Below are 18,719 nucleotides of genomic sequence, written 5' to 3' on the forward strand. Positions count from 1 at the left end.
ATACTATTCAGCTGTAAATACAGAAATGGACTGCCGGAATGAGTGATTACATTTTGATCGTGCTGCTCAGACGCTTGATCACATCTTCTTCGGGGGTGATGAACAGGGTCGTCTGATGATCGTAAATGACAAAGCCCGGCTTGGAGCCGCTTGGCTTGTGCACATGGCGGATCTGGGTATAATCGACCGGCACGCTGCTCGATTCCTTGGCCTGGCTAAAGTAAGCCGCGAGCTGAGCCGCTTCGGCCAGTGTGGCATCACCAAACTCGCTGCTGCGGATAACGACGTGCGAGCCGGGGATATCCTTCGTATGCAGCCAGGTATCATTATTATTTGCCATTTTATTGGTAATGTATTCGTTTTGCAGGTTATTTTTACCCACATACATTTCGATGCCTTCACTGGACGTATAAATGTGCAGGGTAGGGCGATTGTCTTTCTTTTTCTTTTTGTTCTTTTTGTTGCGGTTGCGTACATATCCCTGCTCGGCCAGTTCCTCGCGGATCTCATCGATATCCTGCAGTGCCGCACTTTGCAGCTGCTGCAAAAGGGAATCCAGATAGGCGATTTCCTCATGGGTGCGGGTCAGCTGCTCTTCGATAACGGCAAGACTGTTTTTGTATTTGTTATACTTTTTGAAATAACGCTGGGCATTGTCGGAAGGGGAGAGCTGCGGATCGAGCTGAATCTTGATCGGACGCTGCTCTTCATCATAGAAATTGATCAGCTCGACTTCCTTGTCGCCTTTGTTGATCTGATGCAGGGAAGCGAACAGCAGTTCACCTTGAATCCGGTATTTCTCGGCATCATCGGCTTCCAGCTGATCTTTGCGCAGGTTGTCGAGCTTTTTGATATTTTTGCTGCGCTCATTTTGCAGGAAACGAAGCAGATCGCTTGTTTTCTGCTTGACGGTGTCGCGTTCTGCCTTATTTCCATAATAGGCTTCAATACATTCACTCATCGATGCGTAATGCTTTTCTTCATCCTGGATCAGCGTGAGCGGTACTGCCGAGAAAATAAGTTTGCCTTTGGCATTGAGTCCGCTCACCGGATGGAATTCTCCCTGACGTACCTGCTCCATCAGGGTATCGAAGGTTGTCCACAGAGCTTCCGCATCAAGAGACTTGTAAGCGTTCGAGTGCTCTGACGAACCCGGCTCAGTCTGTACACCACTGCTGGCCGGAGCGGTATCTGCTGAGGAATCTGATTTGGCAGAGTTCGTACTGCCGCTGAGCGTGCGATTTACAATTTCACTGGCAATCAGCGGACTGATACCTGTAAAGGCATCGAGAATGAAGCGGGCAGGCGTGTCCGTATGAGATTCATACCCCGTCATAAACTGCTCCCGGTCCGTTTCCAGCGGATTCAGCTTGTTCTGCTGCGGCGGTTCCTGATAGCTGAAGCCGGGCATGATCACCCGGTAGCTGCTGATCGCTGGAGTAACGTGTTGAATACCATCGATAATCGTATTGCTGGAGGGATCCAGCAGAATCAGATTGCTGTGTCGTCCCATCAATTCGACGATAATCCGTTTAACCGATACATCGCCGAGCTCATCGCGCTGGCGAATCTGGAAATGAATAATGCGCTCCATGCCGACCTGTTCGATCGCTTCGATAATCCCGCTTTCACAATGCTTGCGCAGCAGCATGCAGAACATGGGCGCTTCCTGTGGATTCATAAAGGACTGTTCGGTAAACTGTACGCGCGGATACGTTGGATTCGCGCTGAGCAGCAATTTGCGATTCTCCCGCTGTGCCCGGATTTGAAAAACTATATCACTATCTGTAGGCTGATAAATCTTATTAATACGCGACCCGACCAGAATCTGCAGATCCTGGACAATCGCGCGGGTTACAATACCATCAAGTGCCATGTCGTTTATTCTCCTTTAGCGTCTAAGCTTAATCAAACGCGCTATCCAATAAAAAAGTAATTTATACAACGTAAAATTAGGTTGTCATTCGTACTACAATACACCTATTCTATCATGCCACAAAGCATTCGCAATTTATAGTCGTATCATGTATGCTTACCCAGTAGGAAGTGATTGAACAGCATATTCAGGGGAGAGAATGACGATGGAATTTACCAAAATGAACGGACTTGGCAATGATTTTATCGTGGTGTACGGTGAGCCTTCTCTGCCCGCCAATGCGGCGGAGCTGGCCATCCGGCATTGCAACCGGTACTTTGGAATCGGCGCGGACGGGCTTGTATTCATACTGCCTTCGGCCCGTGCGGATTATATGATGCGGATTATCAATGCAGACGGATCGGAAGCGGAGCAGTGCGGCAATGCCATCCGCTGTGTAGCCAAATATGTATTTGACCGCGGTCTGATATCCAGCGCCGAGATTCAGATCGAGACGATTGGTGCAGGCGTACAGGCAGTCACGGTACAGGCGGAAAATGGCAAAGCGGTTACGGTACGTGTCGATATGGGTGAGCCTATATTGGAAGGTTCCCTGATCCCGGTAGCCCTGGAAGGCAATCCGATCATCAACCAGCCGATTGAGGTGGAGGGGAAGCTATTTCATTTTACCGCCGTATCGATGGGCAACCCGCACTGCGTCATCTATGTCGACGATGCGGTGAATGTTGACCTTCATAAATGGGGACCACTGCTGGAGACCCATCCGCTGTTCCCTCGCAAAGTGAATGTCGAGTTCACGACCGTACAGAGCCGCGAACGGATCGACATGAGAGTATGGGAGCGCGGAGCAGGGCCGACACTGGCCTGTGGTACCGGTGCCTGTGCCACACTGGTGGCTTCGGTACTGAATGGATATTCCGATCGCAGTGCCCATGTGTCGCTCAAAGGCGGCGACCTGTATATACAGTGGGATGAACGCAGTAATCATGTCTATATGACCGGTCCGGCAATGACCGTATACACCGGACAGACGCTCGACTGAGGCCCGGTTATACCTTTTAACTATATCAGCCATTTTCGCCTGGATTTGCTTACGTTTTGTGATACATTAAGCGTAAATTGATACAGCGAGGTGTAGCAGATGAAGCCGGATTTGCGAGCAAGATGGACAGAAGGTGTCATTGTAGGCGACGGAGCAATGGGAACGTATTTATATCAGTTGGGATTCCCGGTAGGTATTTCCTATGAGGAACTGAACCTGCTGAGTCCGCATATTATTGAAGATGTGCATCGTCAGTATGTCCATGCAGGGGCAGAGATGCTGGAGACGAATACCTTTTCTGCCAATCATGAAAAGCTGGCCAAGTACGGGCTTGAACATAAAGTGGAAGAAATTAACCGTGCTGGTGTGCGGATTGCCCGCAAGGCTGCTGGTGAGCAGGCCTATGTGGTCGGCTCGGTCGGAGCGATCCGGGAAGGCAAGCGTTCGAATACGCCGCTGCCGGAGCTGCGCAAATATTTCAGACAGCAGCTGAATGCGATTCTGGAAGAAGGGGTGGACGGCATTTTGCTGGAGACCTTTTTTGAATTGGAAGAACTGGCTGTTGCGCTCAAGCAGGTGCGCAAGCTGACCGATATTCCGGTCATCTGCCAGCTGACGGTCGAAGATGCGGTGCGTACGCTGGACGGGTACAGTCTGCCGGATGCTTTTGCCATATTAACCGAGGCAGGGGCGGATATGGTCGGACTGAACTGCCGGGTAGGCCCCAACGGAACGATGCGGGCACTGGAATACGTACGGGGCAAAGTATCATTGCCGCTGTCCGTGTATCCTGATGCCGGAGTAGCCAGCTATGTGGATGGCGAATACCGCTATAAGGCAAAGCCATCCTATTTTGGTCAAAGCTCGATCCGGCTCGCGGAGCTGGGTGCGAGAGTGATCGGCGGCTGCTGCGGAACGACGCCAAAACATATTGCCGCGATTGCGCGTGCGCTGGCGGATTATGTGCCAGCTCCGCTCGATTTCTCGAAGGTGCAGGTTCCCACGCCGCAGGTGAGCATTACGATGGAGAAGGACATTCTCGGCGGCTGGGGTTCCGACCGCGAAGATACGCCGCCGACGCTGGTCGAACTCGTCAACGAAAGACCGACAGTGATCGTGGAACTCGATCCGCCGCGTGATCTGGATATCACAGGATTTATGGCCGGCGCGGAAGCACTCAAAAAAGCCGGCGCTGATGCGGTCACGATGGCTGACAATTCACTGGCGGTGACGCGGATGAGCAATATGGCACTCGCCCATCTGGTGCAGCGAGAGACGGGATTGCGCCCACTCGTACATGTGACCTGCCGGGACCGCAACATGATCGGCAACCAGTCGCATATGATGGGACTGAATGCGCTGGGGGTGGATCATGTGCTGGCGGTAACGGGTGATCCGTCCAAATTCGGCGATCTGCCGGGTGCCAGCTCGGTATATGACATGACTTCATTTGATATGATCAAGATGATCAAGCAGCTGAATGAAGGGATTGCTTTCTCCGGTAAAGTGCTCAAGCACCGTGCACGCTTTGTGGTCGGGGCTGCCTTTAACCCGAATGTAAAGCATCTGGATAAAGCTGTTCAGCGGCTGGAAAAGAAAATCGCTGCGGGAGCCGATTATATTATGACCCAGCCGGTCTATGACGAGCAGCTGATTCGTGATATGCGTGAAGCGACCAGACATCTGAGTGTCCCTGTATTTATCGGCATTATGCCGCTGGCAAGCGGGCGCAATGCCGAATATTTGCATAATGAGGTGCCGGGCATTCAACTGCCGGATCATATCCGCGGCCGTATGGCCGGACTGGAAGGCACAGACGGAAGACAGACCGGGGTGGCGATTGCCAAGGAACTGCTCGATGTGGCGCTGGAGTATTTTAACGGGATTTATATTATGACTCCATTTATGCTGTATGATATGAGCGCACAGCTCACCGAATATGTATGGGCAAAAGCAAAGCAGCGTCCAAACCCCTTGTTTCATGGTAAATAATCAATTACAATAGGATAACGGATGTGATGCCGATGTCATTCAGTATGACCGGATACGGTCAGTCCGCCGTGCAATATGGCGGCTACAAAATCCAGATTGAAGTCAAATCCGTCAATCACCGCTACTGTGAAGTGATGCTCCGATTGCCCCGTGAATGGGCCGGTCTCGAGGATACGCTGCGCAGGCTGGTACAGAGCCAGCTCAAGCGGGGACGGATCGACGTGTTTGTGAATAAAGAGCAGGATGGCGGCGAGCGGGCAGCACTGAAGCTTGATCAGGCAGCAGCCCGGTCCTATATTCAGGCGGCCCGCGAGCTGCAGCAGCTCGGGGAGCTGGAAGGCCAGTTGGATATTAATCAGCTGCTGTCGCTGCCCGGGGTCATGACCGTTCAGGAGAATGGGAACGATGATGATCCGGAGCAGTGGAGAGAGCTGCTGGAGCAAGGTCTAGGCGAAGCGCTGACAGGCCTGCTTGAGATGCGTGCCAGAGAAGGACGTCATCTGACGGAAGATCTGCGCGGACGGCTCGACCATCTGGAGCAGATCTATACCGAGATGCGCCGACTGGCTCCTACGGTAGTGGAAGAACATCGACTCCGGCTGCGGCAGCGCCTGTCAGAGCTTCAGGACGGAAGCTTTCACTGGGATGAATCCCGAGTAGGGATGGAAATCGCCATCTTTGCGGATCGTTCCAATATTGACGAGGAATTGACGCGTCTGGCGAGTCATTTTGAACAGTTCAGGAATCTGCTGCATGCCGATGACCCGATCGGACGCAAAATGGATTTCCTGCTTCAGGAAATGAACCGGGAAGTGAACACGATTGGTTCCAAAGCTAATCATCTGGCTCTAGTTAACCATGTCGTCGAGATGAAAGCGGAGCTGGAAAAAATCCGTGAACAAGCCGCCAATTTGGAATAAAGACCAACAAGCGACCTTATTTCGGCGCGATTGAGTCAAATGTATAGGGGGAAAAACCTGAAGATGGCAATCAAACTTATCAATATTGGCTTTGGTAATATTGTATCCGCGAACCGGATTATTTCAATCGTAAGCCCGGAATCCGCGCCAATCAAACGTATTATCCAGGAGGCACGTGACCGTCATATGCTGATTGATGCAACCTACGGAAGACGTACCCGTGCGGTCATCATTACAGATAGCGACCACGTCATCCTCTCGGCTGTACAGCCGGAAACGGTAGCACATCGCCTGTCTCTCAAAGACGACGATAACGACGAATAAACAAAAACAGGCTGTCGGCCTCTTTGCTCCTGCAACGATGGTCGGCAGCCCTGCATTGGAGTGTACCATGGCTAAGGGATTATTATTTGTATTATCCGGTCCGTCCGGTGTGGGTAAAGGAACCGTAAGTGCAGAACTTCGTATCCGCAAGCCCGAGCTGATCTATTCCGTATCAGCGACGACTCGCCAGCCGCGAACCGGCGAAGTTGAAGGTGTGAACTATTTCTTCAAAACGCATGATGAGTTCAAAAAAATGATTGATAACGATATGCTGCTTGAATATGCAGAATATGTGGGTAATCATTATGGAACTCCTCGTGATTTTGTGGATAGAACACTGGAGGCAGGAAATGATATTTTCCTGGAAATTGAAGTACAGGGCGCACTTAAGGTAATGGAGAAGTTCCCGGAAGGCGTATTTATTTTCCTGACCCCTCCATCTTTTGAAGAACTGCAGAATCGTCTGCAAAATCGCGGTACCGAGACGGTAGACACGATCAACAACCGTATGACAGTTGCTGCGGATGAGCTTGAAATGATGAAGCATTATGATTATTCCGTTGTAAATGATGAGATTGATCTGGCATGTCAGCGCATTGAGAGCATTATTATCGCCGAGCACTGCAAGATCCGCAAATAAGAGGCTGGAAGCCTGAGCTTTCAGCACGATGAAGAGGTGCGTATTCATGTTATATCCTTCCATTGATGAAATGATGAACAAAGTAGACAGCAAGTATTCGCTCGTTGTAGCAGCTTCCCGCCGTGCCAGACAACTGCGCGATGGCAGCAAAAGTGAACTGCATGATGCGCGTTCCCACAAATATGTAGGTGTTGCATTGGAAGAAATCTACAATGACAATATCAAGATTGAGCGCAGAACCGAAGCTGAACTGGAGCAAAGCGACCGCGAAAATAACTAACCCTTACTGCAGAGGCGTCAGCAGGCTGGCGCTGTTGGTAGTGGATGAATACACCTGTCGGGCAACGTGTCGACAGACAAGGATAACAACCGTGAGGTTGTTATTTTTTGTGTGCAAAAGGTCAGAACTGTACAGTTTGGCTTCCAAAGACAATGCACCGATCAGCCGGTGAAGGAACGGTATATTTTAGCCGCCATCCGAATGATATGGGTTACCGATAACTTAATTATTTACTGCATATATAACCGGAAGAAGCTCTTTCTTCCGGTTACTTTTTTTTCGAAAAAGAGGTATAATTAAAGGATTGAACATGATCTTGTCAGAGGGCTGAATGTGCGCTCTTTTTTACAAGAATGGCTCTATAGACAGGCTGAAATTTATCATCATACGATATATTTCGACTATATATGAAGGACATTTTTCAATCCCATTACTCTACAGGAAAGCAGGGGAAATAGATGCTAAGAGGTAAAAAGATCGTACTTGGTATTACCGGCGGTATTGCGGCCTACAAAGCGGCTGCACTGTGCAGTGGTCTTGTGAAGCAGGGTGCGGACGTGCATGTCATCATGACGGACTCGGCATCCAAATTCATTACAGAGCTGACGCTGCAGACGCTTTCCCGTAATCCTGTTCATATCGATACATTTGACGAGCGCAATCCGGAAGTGGTCACCCATATTCATCTGGCGGATCTGGCCGATCTCGTGCTGATTGCCCCGGCGACGGCCAATACCATTTCCAAAATGACACTCGGTCTGGCAGACGATATGCTTTCTTCCATGCTGCTGGCGACAACGGCTCCGATTATGATCGCTCCGGCGATGAATGTGCATATGTATCAGCATCCGGCGATTATGCAGAATATGAATACGCTGGTCAGCCGCGGCGTACTCATGATTGAACCGGGTGAGGGCATGCTGGCCTGCGGTTATGTAGGCAAAGGCCGTCTGGAAGAACCGGAGACAATTATTCGGGTAGTCCATGATTTCTTTGCTGCCCAGCAGCAGCGTGAAGAGATGCGTCATCTGATGGCTGGACGTAAAGTGACGGTGACGGCAGGAGGTACGATTGAGCGAATTGATCCTGTTCGTTATATCACCAATGACTCTTCCGGCAAAATGGGTATTGCGGTTGCTCGTGCCGCTTATGCAATGGGTGCGGATGTACGGCTCATTGCCGGTTCGGTGCAGGTACCATTGCCTGAAGGAATCGATACCGTACGAGTACAATCTGCACAGGACATGTATGAGGCCGTAATCGGAGAATGGAGTCATACGGATATTATGGTCCAGACTGCCGCGGTCGCCGATTATCGTCCCAAGACGGTTCATGCGACCAAAATGAAAAAAAATGATGAAAATCTGGTGCTCGAACTGGAAAAAACAACCGACATTCTGGAAAGCCTCGGTCAGCGTAAAAACAATCAGTTCCTGATTGGCTTTGCCGCCGAAACGAATAATGTCGCAGAATATGCGATGGGTAAAGTCATACGCAAAAACTGTGATCTGCTGGTGGCGAATGATGTCACTATCGCCGGAGCAGGCTTTGGCACCGATACCAATAAAGTACAGATTTATGATGCTCAGGGACTGGTAGAAGATCTGCCGCTAATGAGCAAGGACGATGTCGCCTTCCGGCTGCTGTCAATTGCTGCAAGCCGACTGAACGGGGTGTCTGCTTCATGAGCAGAATTGCCCAGGTTATTGTCGATGTGCCCAGCCGGGGGACAGATCGGCCGTTTGATTATATTATTCCCGAATCGATGAAAGGCTGGCTGGAGATCGGCAGCCGGGTTGGGGTTCCCTTTGGTCCGCGGACATTGCAGGGATTTGTCGTGGGATTGAGCATGGAGTCGGACACTCCGCCAGTCAAGCTCAAGCCAATCAAGGAACTGCTTGATCTGACGCCACCGTTATCCGAAGATCTGGTGGAATTGTCGGAATGGATGAGCGGCCGGTATGCCTGTCACCGAATTACAGCTTTACAAGCCATGCTCCCCGCCGCGCTCAAAGGCAAGGCGGAGCGCTATATCCGGGTAACCGATCGTTCGGAATGGGCAGAACGGGAAACGGATTTGCAGCATCAGAATCTGGATGAATTGGTGCTGTTCGAGACGGTGGACGAGCTGACTGATAGCGAAGCCCAGATCGTTACCTATATTCAAAAGCAGCAGGAAGTGCGTATGGAGCAGCTGACGCGCAAGTTCGCCAATCAGGCGGATGTGATCAAGCAGCTGCTCCAGCGTGGTGTATTATCCGAAAGCCGCAGCATCCGTGACAAAGTGCAGAAGAAAACGATTCGTACGGTTGCCCTGCATTTACCGGAAGATGAGATTCGTACCATTATTGAAGAATTCCCGGTCAAAGCGCGGCGTCAAAAGGAAGTACTCACCTTTATCGCAGATACGGGTGGCGAGATTCCGCTCAAGGACATCATGACCGTACTCGGTGTGACAGCCGGAACCGTCAAGTCGCTTGCGGATAAAGGATACATTGTGATCCGGGATATGGAAGTGTTCCGCGACCCTTACAAAGACCGCAGCTTTGCACCGAGTCAGCCGTTTGTGCTGACCGGTGAGCAGCAAATGGTCTATAACGCGATTGTTGAACGCCTGAACACACGGACCGAAGGCGAATTTCTGGTTCACGGCATTACAGGCAGCGGTAAGACAGAGGTATATTTGCAATCGATTCAGCGCGTCATAGAGCAGGATCGGCAGGCGATTATGCTCGTACCGGAGATTTCCCTGACCCCGCAGATGGTTGAGCGCTTCAAGAGCCGGTTTGGCGATCATGTGGCAGTAATGCACAGCCGCCTCTCCAGCGGAGAGCGTTATGACGAATGGCGCAAAATCCGCGAAGGTCAGGCACTGGTGGCGATCGGTGCGCGTTCGGCGATTTTTGCTCCTTTTGCCAATCTGGGATTGATCATTATGGATGAAGAACATGAGACTTCTTACAAGCAGGAAGAGAGCCCCAAATATCATGCCCGCGATGTGGCGGTACACCGTGCTCATCAGCATGGAGCTGTCGTCATTCTCGGTTCGGCTACTCCTTCCCTGGAGAGCTATCATGCAGCCCGTTCCCAGAGCAGCGATGAATTCAATCCGGCACTATTGGAAATTCATGGCCGTGCGCTTGGAAGTGAACTGCCCGAGGTGCATATCGTCGATATGCGCGAAGAGCTCAAGGAAGGCAACCGCTCTATGTTCAGCCGTCCACTGCATCAGGCGATTGAAGACCGACTGGAGAAAAAGCAGCAGATCGTACTGCTGCTGAACCGGCGCGGCCACTCCACCTTCGTAATGTGCCGTACATGCGGATATGTGGCGGAATGTCCGAACTGCGATATCTCGCTCACGTTCCACCAGCGCTCCAACAATCTGCGCTGCCACTACTGTGGTCATGCTCAGCCGGCGCCAGAGACCTGTCCGGAATGCAATAGTGAGCATATTCGCTACTTTGGTACAGGTACACAGCGGGTCGAGGAAGAACTGGCCAAACTGTTCCCCGGCATCCGCGTCGTACGGATGGACGTGGATACAACGACACAAAAAGGTTCTCATGAGAAGCTGCTGAACCGTTTCCGGGACAAGCAGGCCGATCTGCTGCTCGGTACGCAGATGGTCGCCAAAGGGCTGGATTTCCCTGATGTAACGCTTGTCGGCGTCATCGCTGCCGATTCGGCGCTGCATCTGCCCGATTTCCGTGCCGCCGAGAAAACGTTCCAGCTGCTGACCCAGGTCGCCGGGCGCGCAGGGCGCCACCATTTGCCGGGTGAAGTAATTGTGCAGACGTACAACCCGGATCATTACTCGGTGGTCCATGCGAGCCGGCATGATTATGCTTCCTTTGTACGTGAAGAGCTCAAGCATCGCCAGGTACTCAGCTATCCGCCATACTGCCGGCTGGCACTGATCACCTTTTCCCATGAAAAGCTGCCGCTGCTCGTGCGGATTGCCGAGAATTATGTGCAGATGGTCAAGGATCAGGCGCACAAGCTGGGCTGGCTCGGCAGTCTGGAACGCTTCTCTACTGAAGCGCTGGATGTGCTGGGACCGGTCGCTTCCCCGATTCCAAGGCTAAAAAATAGATACAGATTCCAATGTATGATAAAATGGCGTGGAGATATGGACGTTTCCCGGCTGGCAGAGCATATATCTGAGCAGCTTCAGGACAGCGTACGTGATAAGGATCTGCAGATTAGCATCGATGTGGACCCGCAGGTATTGATGTGATCAGCCGGGTAATTATTAGCGGCATTCTGTAGAGTAACCGATGCAATATGCAGAGGATAGATAGGAGTGAAGGGCAGCAGCTGTTGAAGTGCTGCCCTGTGCTCTGCGTACGTGTATGAATGATCGTCAGGTAGAGCGGTAACGAATCGTAATAGCTGCGGCAGAGGCTGCAGAACAACAAGATGATGGAAAACAGATAAAGGATGGGATGCACGATGGCAATTCGTATTATTGTAAAAGAACCGGATGAGGTATTGCATAAGAAAGCAAAAGAAGTTACCAAAATTACTCCCAACGTACAAAAGCTGCTGACCGATATGGCAGACACCATGTACGACGCGGATGGAGTAGGTCTGGCCGCACCACAGGTCGGCATACTCAAACGCGCAATCGTAGTCGATGTAGGAGATGAGCATGGTCTGATCGAACTCATCAACCCGGAGATTGTAGCGAGCAGCGGAGAGCAATTCGGTTCGGAAGGCTGCCTCAGTATTCCGGCATTGAACGGAGAAGTGCGCCGAGCGATGGAAGTAACGGTCAAAGGTCTGGATCGCAATGGACAGGAAATTACCATTACCGGACGCGAGCTGCTGGCACGTGCCCTTCAGCATGAGATTGATCACCTGAATGGTGTATTATTCACCGATATTGCCGAGCGTGTCTATGACCGCAGACTGGACGAGGAAGGAGAATAAGCGTTGACTGTTAAAATTGCATTTATGGGAACACCCGAATTTGCCGTAGCCAGCCTGAACGTACTGCTGGAAGAAGGCATGAATGTGGTCTGTGTAGTGACGCAGCCGGACCGTCCGCAAGGACGTAAAAAAATACTGACACCTACACCGGTCAAAGCAGCCGCGCTGGAGCATGCTCTGCCTGTACTGCAGCCGCAGCGCATGCGCAGTCCCGAAGCTGTAGCCGAGCTGGCTGCCTATGAACCGGATCTGATCGTAACTGCAGCCTATGGACAGATTCTGCCCAAAGCGGTGCTTGATCTGCCACGTCTTGGTTGTGTGAATATCCATGGCTCACTGCTGCCCAAATATCGCGGCGGAGCGCCGATTCAGCGTTCAATCATCAACGGAGAGACAGTGACCGGCATTACACTGATGTATATGGCCGAAGGTCTGGATACGGGCGATATGATCTCCCGTCTGGAAGTGCCGATTACCGATGAAGATACTTCAGGTACATTATTTGCCAAAATGAGCGAAGCAGGCGCTGTACTGCTGCGCCAAGAGCTGCCGCGTCTACTCGAAGGTCCCCTAGAAGCGGAGCCGCAGGATGACGAACAGGCGACCTATGCACCGAACCTGACACGGGACGACGAGAAGATCGACTGGTCGAAGGATAGCCGCGCCATCTATAACCAGATTCGCGGACTGGTGCCTTTTGCCGGCGGATTCACGCTCTGGAATGATGAAGTATTCAAAGTATGGAAAACCCTTCGTCCGGATTCATCAGCTTCACTGCCTGCAGGAGCAGCCGATGCAGTTCCGGGAACAGTGGTGGACATGGGGCCGGAAGGCATTACCGTCCGTACGGGCGATGGTGTGATCACATTGACTGAAGTGCAGCCTGCCGGTAAAAAGGCGCTGCGTGCAGCAGACTTTGTGCGTGGTACGTCCCTCACCAAAGGCACGGTGTTCCAGTGAGCGATCAGAAGAACAACAGCAGCCATGGACAGGGTAACTCTGCCGGTCAATCAGCCGGAACAAAGCGCAGTACCCATTCGCGCCGCAACAGCGGCAGCTCCACTCGCAAACTGTCGGCCCGTGACGTGGCACTCAATGTACTGACCGATGTGGAAGTGGAAGGCTCCTACAGCAACCTCAAGCTTAATCAGGCGCTTATCCAGGCCAATCTGGAGCGTTCCGATGCCGGACTGGCTACCGAGCTTGTCTATGGTACAATGGCGCATTTGAATACTATTGACTATTTTCTGGATCAGCTGGTCACCAAGGGGATGCAGAAGCTGCAGCCATGGGTGCGCAGCTTGCTGCGCATGAGCTTTTACCAGCTTTACTATCTGGATCGCATCCCTGCACATGCAGCAGTGAACGAGGCGGTTAATATCGCCAAGCAGCGTGGGCATCAGGGCGTATCCGGCATGGTAAATGGCGTTCTGCGTAATGTGATTCGACAGCTGGATGAACTTGCGATCCCTGAAGGGCTTCCGGCAGCGCAGCGCATTTCTCTGCAGTATTCCCATCCCCAGTGGATGGTCAAACGCTGGATCAAGCAGTACGGGGAAGAGACAGCAGAGCAGATCTGCATGTCTAACAATGAGCCGCCTGCTGTCAGCGTACGGGTCAATACATTCCGCATTTCCCGGGAAGAAATGATGCGTACATTGAATGAAGCTGGTTATTATGCACAGCCCTCTGCAGTAGCGCCTGATGGCATACTGGTAGGAGGCAGCGGCAATATGGCACTGACGGACTGGTATCGCGATGGACTGATCTCCATTCAGGATGAGAGCTCCATGCTGGTCGCCGAGGCCGTGCAGCCGCAGCCCGGCATGAACGTGCTGGACTGCTGCGCAGCTCCCGGAGGCAAGACGGCGCATATGGCGGAGAAAATGAAAGATCAAGGATGTATTGTCGCCAATGATATCCATGATCATAAGCGCAAGCTGATCGACGATCAGGCAGAGCGTCTGCATCTGAATGTGATCGAGACGGCAATTGGGGACGCATTGACACTAGTGGATCGTTACCCGGCTGCTTCCTTTGACCGTATTCTGCTGGACGCTCCCTGCTCGGGACTTGGCGTAATTCGCCGTAAGCCGGATCTCAAATGGAACAAATCCCCACAGGATATTCAGGATATCTCGGAATTGCAGCAGCAGCTGATCCAGCAGGTATCCACACTGCTGAAGCCGGGTGGTATTCTGGTCTACAGCACCTGTACGATTGAATACAGCGAGAATGAGTATGTGGTGCGCCGCTTCCTGGATCACAATTCTGACTTTGAACCGGCAGATACACCGCTGAATCCGCTCAAGGAAGCAGCACAGCAGCGCGGCTCAGCCGGCAAGAAAAGCAATGAATCCAGTATCGGACTGCAAATTTTGCCGCAGGATTACCATTCGGACGGATTTTATATTGCGGCTTTGCGCAGAATGAGTTAGTATATGGTCTTAGCACAACCGATCGATGAACAATAATGGCCTACAGCAGGTACGTCAGACGATGCTCTCGCTTTAAAACAGCAGAAGCTGGCGGGTACCTCTTTAGGCTTTCTTTTTTTTGTGCTAAAATAGTAAAGATGCAAACCCGATGTAAACCGTATTGTAAATGAACAAAAATGATTTACAAAATAAGATATGAAGAATAGGTGTGATAAATTCAATGAAACCCTTTATATATGATTATTCCCTGGAGGATCTCCAGGCATGGGTGCAAGAAAATAACGAGCCTGCTTTCCGTGCAGGGCAAATTTTTGACTGGCTGTATGTGAAGCGTGTATCTTCTTTCGAGGAAATGACCAACCTTTCCAAAGGACTGCGCGCCAAGCTGAACGACCAGTTTTCTTTTGTGACACTGAGCGAGATTACCAAGCTGCAATCCAAGGATGGTACCGTAAAATTCCTGTTCGGTCTGCATGATGATCATGCGATTGAGACGGTTATTATGCGTCACAACTATGGTAACAGCATCTGTGTAACGACACAGGTCGGCTGCCGGATCGGCTGCACATTCTGTGCATCTACCCTTGGCGGACTGAAGCGTAACCTGACAGCCGGCGAGATTGTAGCCCAGGTTGTTCAGGCGCAGAAGATTCTGGATGAGACCAATGAGCGTGTCAGCAGTATCGTTATCATGGGTTCCGGCGAACCGTTCGAGAACTATGAAGCGACCATGAAGTTCCTGCGCATCATGATTCACGAAAAAGGCCTGAATATCGGTCAGCGTCATATTACAGTATCCACAAGCGGTATCGTACCGAATATCTACAAATTTGCAGATGAAGAAACCCAGATCAACCTGGCGATCTCCATTCACGCGCCAAATGACAAGCTGCGTTCCAAGCTGATGCCGGTTAACCGCCGCTTCCCGTTTGATGATGTGATGAAATCCCTGCATTACTATATGGAAAAAACCGGTCGCCGGATTACGTTTGAGTATGCGTTGATCGGCGGCGTCAACGACCGTCCGGAGCATGCCGAAGAACTGGCAAACGTCCTCAAAGATATGATGTGCCACGTCAACCTGATCCCTGTCAACTATGTGCCTGAACGTAACTATGTGCGTACACCGCGCAAGGATATTTTTGAATTCCAGCGTATACTGGCGGACAAAGGCGTTAACGTAACGATCCGCCGTGAGCAGGGACACGATATCGCTGCAGCCTGCGGACAGCTGCGTGCGAAGCATATGGAGTCGACAGCGAGGTGAGCAGAGTTGATTAGAGCAGCGCAACTGAGTGATAAGGGACGCGTTCGGCAGGTTAATGAGGATTCGGTGTGGATCGGCAATATACAGGAAGAATATACACTTGGTATTGTAGCAGACGGAATGGGCGGCCACCGGGCAGGCGACACAGCCAGCCAGCTGGCCGTACAGACGATAGTTAGTGATCTGCAGGGACTGGAAGCCGGATTGTCGGCTGAAGCTTTTCGTGCGGCGCTTCATGACGCTATTTTGCATGCCAACGATATTGTTTTTCATATGGCAAAGACGAACAGCGATTACTATAACATGGGTACCACGGTAGTAGCGGTGCTGCTGCGCGGCAATCAGGGCGTGATCGGGCATATCGGAGACAGTCGTGCCTATCTGGTCGGTGAGGATGAACTGCGTCTGCTGACGCAGGATCACAGTCTCGTCAACGAGCTGCTCAAGACGGGACAGATCAGCCAGGAAGAGGCTGCGGCCCATCCGCGGCGCAATGTGCTGACCCGAGCACTCGGTACGGATTCTGAAGTGAGCGTGGAGTTGGATGATATTCAGCTCTCCTCCGGAGAAGTGCTGCTGCTCTGCAGCGACGGTTTGACCAATATGGTCACCGGTGATCAGATCGAGACGGTTGCACTGGCGGGGATTCCGCTGGAAGATCGTGCCAAGCATCTGGTCACACTCGCACTGGAAGCCGGTGGCGAAGACAATATTACGGTTGCCCTGTTCGAAATCAATGACTCTGCACCCGGGTCGGATACAAAGGGGTGGACATCATGATAGGACGTATTCTCGGCGGCCGCTATGAAGTACTGGAAGAAATCGGCGGCGGTGGTATGGCACTCGTCTACCGGGCCAAGGATGTACTGCTGAATCGTCATGTAGCGATCAAGGTACTGCGCCAGCAGTTTGTATATGATGAGGAGTTCATCCGCAGATTCCGCCGTGAAGCACAATCGGCGGCATCGCTGTCTCACCCGAACGTCGTCAGCATCTACGACGTCGGACAGGAAGACGATATTCATTACATCGTTATGGAGTATGTCAATGGACAGAACCTGAACGAAATTATCAAAGAACGTGCTCCGCTGCCGGTGGAAGAAGCCGTACGGATTGCGACGCAAATCTGCGATGCGCTGGAACACGCCCATCATAATCAGATTATTCACCGTGATATCAAGCCTCATAACATATTGATTGGCCGTAATGGACGGGTAAAGGTAACAGACTTCGGGATTGCCCGGGCGGTTACTTCCACCACCATTACGCAGACCGGCTCTGTGGTCGGTTCTGTACATTATTTTTCTCCCGAGCACGCCAAAGGTGTAACAACAGGAGAAAAATCCGATCTCTATTCGCTGGGGATTGTTCTTTACCAGATGCTGACCGGCAGACTTCCGTTTCAGGGAGAAAGCCCGATCAGTGTAGCGCTGAAGCATCTTCAGGATGAATTTGAAGATCCGAGACGCATCAATCCGCTGATCCCGCAGAGCGTAGAGAATATCATACTGAAAGCCATGCGCAAAAATCCTGCAGAACGCTATCATTCTGCGCACGATATGCTGACGGATCTGGATACCTGTCTGCTGCCGGAACGCAGTACGGAATCCAGAGTCTACTTTGCAAGTAACGATGATGACGAGCAGACCAAGGTCGTATCGGCGATTCGTCCCAATTCCATCCCGGTCGGTCTGCCGGATGATGAGGTGCGAAGCATGGAGAGAGACAGAGGCAAAAGCAAAAGCACGGCGGCTTCCAAGCAGCAGAACCGCAAAAAAACGATCATTATCGTTTCTTCGGTGCTGGCTGTGCTGCTGATCATGTTCCTCATTGTATTTTATGTAAATAAGACGCTGAATGAGGACGAAATTGCCGTACCGAGCGTCACCAACATGACTGAGCAGCAGGCTCAGGTGGAACTCGCAAAATATGGCCTAGACGTTGCGGAAGAGGTTCATCGTGAGTATCAGGAAGGCATTGCTCCGGGTACGGTATATGAACAGGACCCGCAGCCAAATGCAATGGTCTCAAAAGACACTAAGATCAAACTCAGTGTCGCCATGGCCAAGGAACTCAAAAAAATGCCTGACTTTACCAATTCATCCTATGATGATGCCCGTAAGGAATTGATTGAGATGGGCTTCAAGGATGACCAGATTGTAAGACAGGATGAGAATAATGAAAGCGTGGAAGCGGGCGTAGTATTCGATCAGAAGCCGGGTGCCAATGAAGATGTCGATCCGGAATCCCAGCCGGTCACACTCATCGTCAGCAAAGGAGTATCGACGACTTCAGTACCATCTGTAGCCGGAATCAGCCAATCGGATGCACAGTCCAAAATCTCTTCAGCAGGTCTGAAGGCAGGCAGTGTGCAGCAGGAAGCAAGCTATACGGTCGACAAAGGCAAAGTAACCCGCCAGAATCCACAGCCTGGCGGTTCAGTAGCCAAAGGAAGTGCGGTTGATATTTGGGTAAGTACCGGTTATCCGCCGGAAGCATTGAATTATACGTATACCGTATCCGTACCACCGGCTACCGCCGGCAAGACAAGCAAAATCAATATTGTCTATACGGATGCACGCGGAGCTGACCGTGATTGGGGAACCAAGACGATCGACTCCCGCAAATCGCTTCAGGTCAATATGGTGCTGGACCCGAACCAGAATGGCGTCGTGAAAGTCTACCGTGATGGACAGTTCCTGGACACGTTTGCGATTGGTTACAATGAAGCCAAGCAGGGTACACTCCCGGAAGGTGTAGTGGAACCTGAAAATACCGGAGAAGTTACGCCTCCACCGACGACTCCTACTCCACCAGCCGAGGAGACAACTCCTCCGGAAGATGAGGCAACCGATGATCCAACTGCGGTTAACGGTGAAGGTAAAGGTAATGGAAAGGGCAATGGAAACGGCCAGGGAAATGGCAATGGTCAGGGAAACGGAAATGGCCAGGGCAATGGAAATACCGATGAGATCGGCAGTGACACAAGCACCCCATAACCGAAT

Annotated in this window: 15 protein-coding genes; 14 read left to right on the forward strand and 1 reads right to left on the reverse strand. The window is 51.5% G+C overall.

Features of this window, described 5'->3' with window-relative positions:
- Positions 1-46: 46 nt before the first annotated feature.
- A complete protein-coding gene (locus WH45_RS13035) occupies positions 47-1,876 on the reverse strand; it encodes an Rqc2 family fibronectin-binding protein (protein ID WP_046214850.1) in 1,830 nt (609 codons plus the stop codon).
- A 205-nt stretch (positions 1,877-2,081) separates the two neighbouring features.
- On the opposite strand from WH45_RS13035, the gene dapF reads away from it, so the two are divergent.
- The 14 genes from dapF (at position 2,082) to pknB (ending at position 18,713) form a co-directional block, all read left to right on the forward strand.
- Positions 2,082-2,918: a diaminopimelate epimerase gene (dapF, locus tag WH45_RS13040; RefSeq protein ID WP_046214851.1), complete on the forward strand. Its 837-nt coding sequence runs from the start codon at positions 2,082-2,084 to the stop codon at positions 2,916-2,918.
- 99 nt (positions 2,919-3,017) lie between these two features.
- Positions 3,018-4,910, forward strand: coding sequence for a bifunctional homocysteine S-methyltransferase/methylenetetrahydrofolate reductase (locus WH45_RS13045; RefSeq protein WP_046214852.1), 1,893 nt, complete (start codon positions 3,018-3,020; stop codon positions 4,908-4,910).
- 32 nt (positions 4,911-4,942) lie between these two features.
- Positions 4,943-5,830 carry a YicC/YloC family endoribonuclease gene (locus WH45_RS13050; protein WP_046215163.1) on the forward strand — a complete coding sequence of 296 codons (888 nt, stop codon included), beginning with the start codon at positions 4,943-4,945 and terminating at the stop codon, positions 5,828-5,830.
- A 63-nt stretch (positions 5,831-5,893) separates the two neighbouring features.
- Positions 5,894-6,154: an extracellular matrix/biofilm regulator RemA gene (gene remA / locus WH45_RS13055; RefSeq protein WP_017814687.1), complete on the forward strand. Its 261-nt coding sequence runs from the start codon at positions 5,894-5,896 to the stop codon at positions 6,152-6,154.
- 67 nt (positions 6,155-6,221) lie between these two features.
- Entirely contained in the window at positions 6,222-6,794 is a 573-nt protein-coding gene (gene gmk, locus WH45_RS13060; RefSeq protein ID WP_046214853.1) for a guanylate kinase, read from the forward strand.
- Between the two features lie 46 nt (positions 6,795-6,840).
- Positions 6,841-7,074, forward strand: coding sequence for a DNA-directed RNA polymerase subunit omega (rpoZ, locus tag WH45_RS13065; RefSeq protein ID WP_046214854.1), 234 nt, complete (start codon positions 6,841-6,843; stop codon positions 7,072-7,074).
- Between the two features lie 458 nt (positions 7,075-7,532).
- On the forward strand, positions 7,533-8,762 hold the full coding sequence (coaBC, locus tag WH45_RS13070; RefSeq protein ID WP_046214855.1) for a bifunctional phosphopantothenoylcysteine decarboxylase/phosphopantothenate--cysteine ligase CoaBC: 1,230 nt from the start codon (positions 7,533-7,535) through the stop codon (positions 8,760-8,762).
- Positions 8,759-11,314: a primosomal protein N' gene (priA, locus tag WH45_RS13075; RefSeq protein ID WP_046214856.1), complete on the forward strand. Its 2,556-nt coding sequence runs from the start codon at positions 8,759-8,761 to the stop codon at positions 11,312-11,314. Before coaBC ends, priA begins: the two co-directional genes overlap by 4 nt.
- Before the next feature lie 215 nt (positions 11,315-11,529).
- Positions 11,530-12,009 (forward strand): peptide deformylase, encoded by a 480-nt coding sequence (gene def / locus WH45_RS13080; protein WP_046214857.1) that lies wholly within the window; start codon positions 11,530-11,532, stop codon positions 12,007-12,009.
- Between the two features lie 24 nt (positions 12,010-12,033).
- Complete coding sequence (gene fmt / locus WH45_RS13085) at positions 12,034-12,969, forward strand: methionyl-tRNA formyltransferase (RefSeq protein ID WP_046215164.1); 936 nt, start codon at positions 12,034-12,036, stop codon at positions 12,967-12,969.
- Complete coding sequence (gene rsmB / locus WH45_RS13090; RefSeq protein WP_082096774.1) at positions 12,966-14,447, forward strand: 16S rRNA (cytosine(967)-C(5))-methyltransferase RsmB; 1,482 nt, start codon at positions 12,966-12,968, stop codon at positions 14,445-14,447. Before fmt ends, rsmB begins: the two co-directional genes overlap by 4 nt.
- A 220-nt stretch (positions 14,448-14,667) precedes the next feature.
- Positions 14,668-15,714, forward strand: coding sequence for a dual-specificity RNA methyltransferase RlmN (rlmN, locus tag WH45_RS13095; protein WP_046214858.1), 1,047 nt, complete (start codon positions 14,668-14,670; stop codon positions 15,712-15,714).
- 6 nt (positions 15,715-15,720) lie between these two features.
- Positions 15,721-16,494, forward strand: a complete 774-nt coding sequence (locus tag WH45_RS13100; protein WP_046214859.1) for a Stp1/IreP family PP2C-type Ser/Thr phosphatase — start codon at positions 15,721-15,723, stop codon at positions 16,492-16,494.
- Positions 16,491-18,713 carry a Stk1 family PASTA domain-containing Ser/Thr kinase gene (gene pknB, locus WH45_RS13105; protein ID WP_046214860.1) on the forward strand — a complete coding sequence of 741 codons (2,223 nt, stop codon included), beginning with the start codon at positions 16,491-16,493 and terminating at the stop codon, positions 18,711-18,713. The genes WH45_RS13100 and pknB overlap by 4 nt, the downstream gene beginning before the upstream one ends.
- The last annotated feature ends 6 nt before the right edge of the window (positions 18,714-18,719 follow it).

Origin of the sequence: Paenibacillus wulumuqiensis, assembly GCF_000971965.1 — a bacterium.
Taxonomy (GTDB): Bacteria; Bacillota; Bacilli; order Paenibacillales; family Paenibacillaceae; genus Saccharibacillus; species Saccharibacillus wulumuqiensis.

Excerpts from the sequence above, each read along its gene's own strand:
- dapF (WP_046214851.1), top strand. The coding sequence starts at position 2,082 with ATGGAATTTACCAAAATGAACGGACTTGGCAATGATTTTATCGTGGTG.
- gmk (WP_046214853.1), top strand. The coding sequence starts at position 6,222 with ATGGCTAAGGGATTATTATTTGTATTATCCGGTCCGTCCGGTGTGGGT.
- def (WP_046214857.1), top strand. The coding sequence starts at position 11,530 with ATGGCAATTCGTATTATTGTAAAAGAACCGGATGAGGTATTGCATAAG.
- fmt (WP_046215164.1), top strand. The coding sequence starts at position 12,034 with ATGGGAACACCCGAATTTGCCGTAGCCAGCCTGAACGTACTGCTGGAA.
- WH45_RS13050 (WP_046215163.1), top strand. The coding sequence starts at position 4,943 with ATGTCATTCAGTATGACCGGATACGGTCAGTCCGCCGTGCAATATGGC.
- priA (WP_046214856.1), top strand. The coding sequence starts at position 8,759 with ATGAGCAGAATTGCCCAGGTTATTGTCGATGTGCCCAGCCGGGGGACA.
- WH45_RS13045 (WP_046214852.1), top strand. The coding sequence starts at position 3,018 with ATGAAGCCGGATTTGCGAGCAAGATGGACAGAAGGTGTCATTGTAGGC.
- pknB (WP_046214860.1), top strand. The coding sequence starts at position 16,491 with ATGATAGGACGTATTCTCGGCGGCCGCTATGAAGTACTGGAAGAAATC.
- WH45_RS13035 (WP_046214850.1), bottom strand. The coding sequence starts at position 1,876 with ATGGCACTTGATGGTATTGTAACCCGCGCGATTGTCCAGGATCTGCAG.
- coaBC (WP_046214855.1), top strand. The coding sequence starts at position 7,533 with ATGCTAAGAGGTAAAAAGATCGTACTTGGTATTACCGGCGGTATTGCG.
- rpoZ (WP_046214854.1), top strand. The coding sequence starts at position 6,841 with ATGTTATATCCTTCCATTGATGAAATGATGAACAAAGTAGACAGCAAG.
- remA (WP_017814687.1), top strand. The coding sequence starts at position 5,894 with ATGGCAATCAAACTTATCAATATTGGCTTTGGTAATATTGTATCCGCG.
- rlmN (WP_046214858.1), top strand. The coding sequence starts at position 14,668 with ATGAAACCCTTTATATATGATTATTCCCTGGAGGATCTCCAGGCATGG.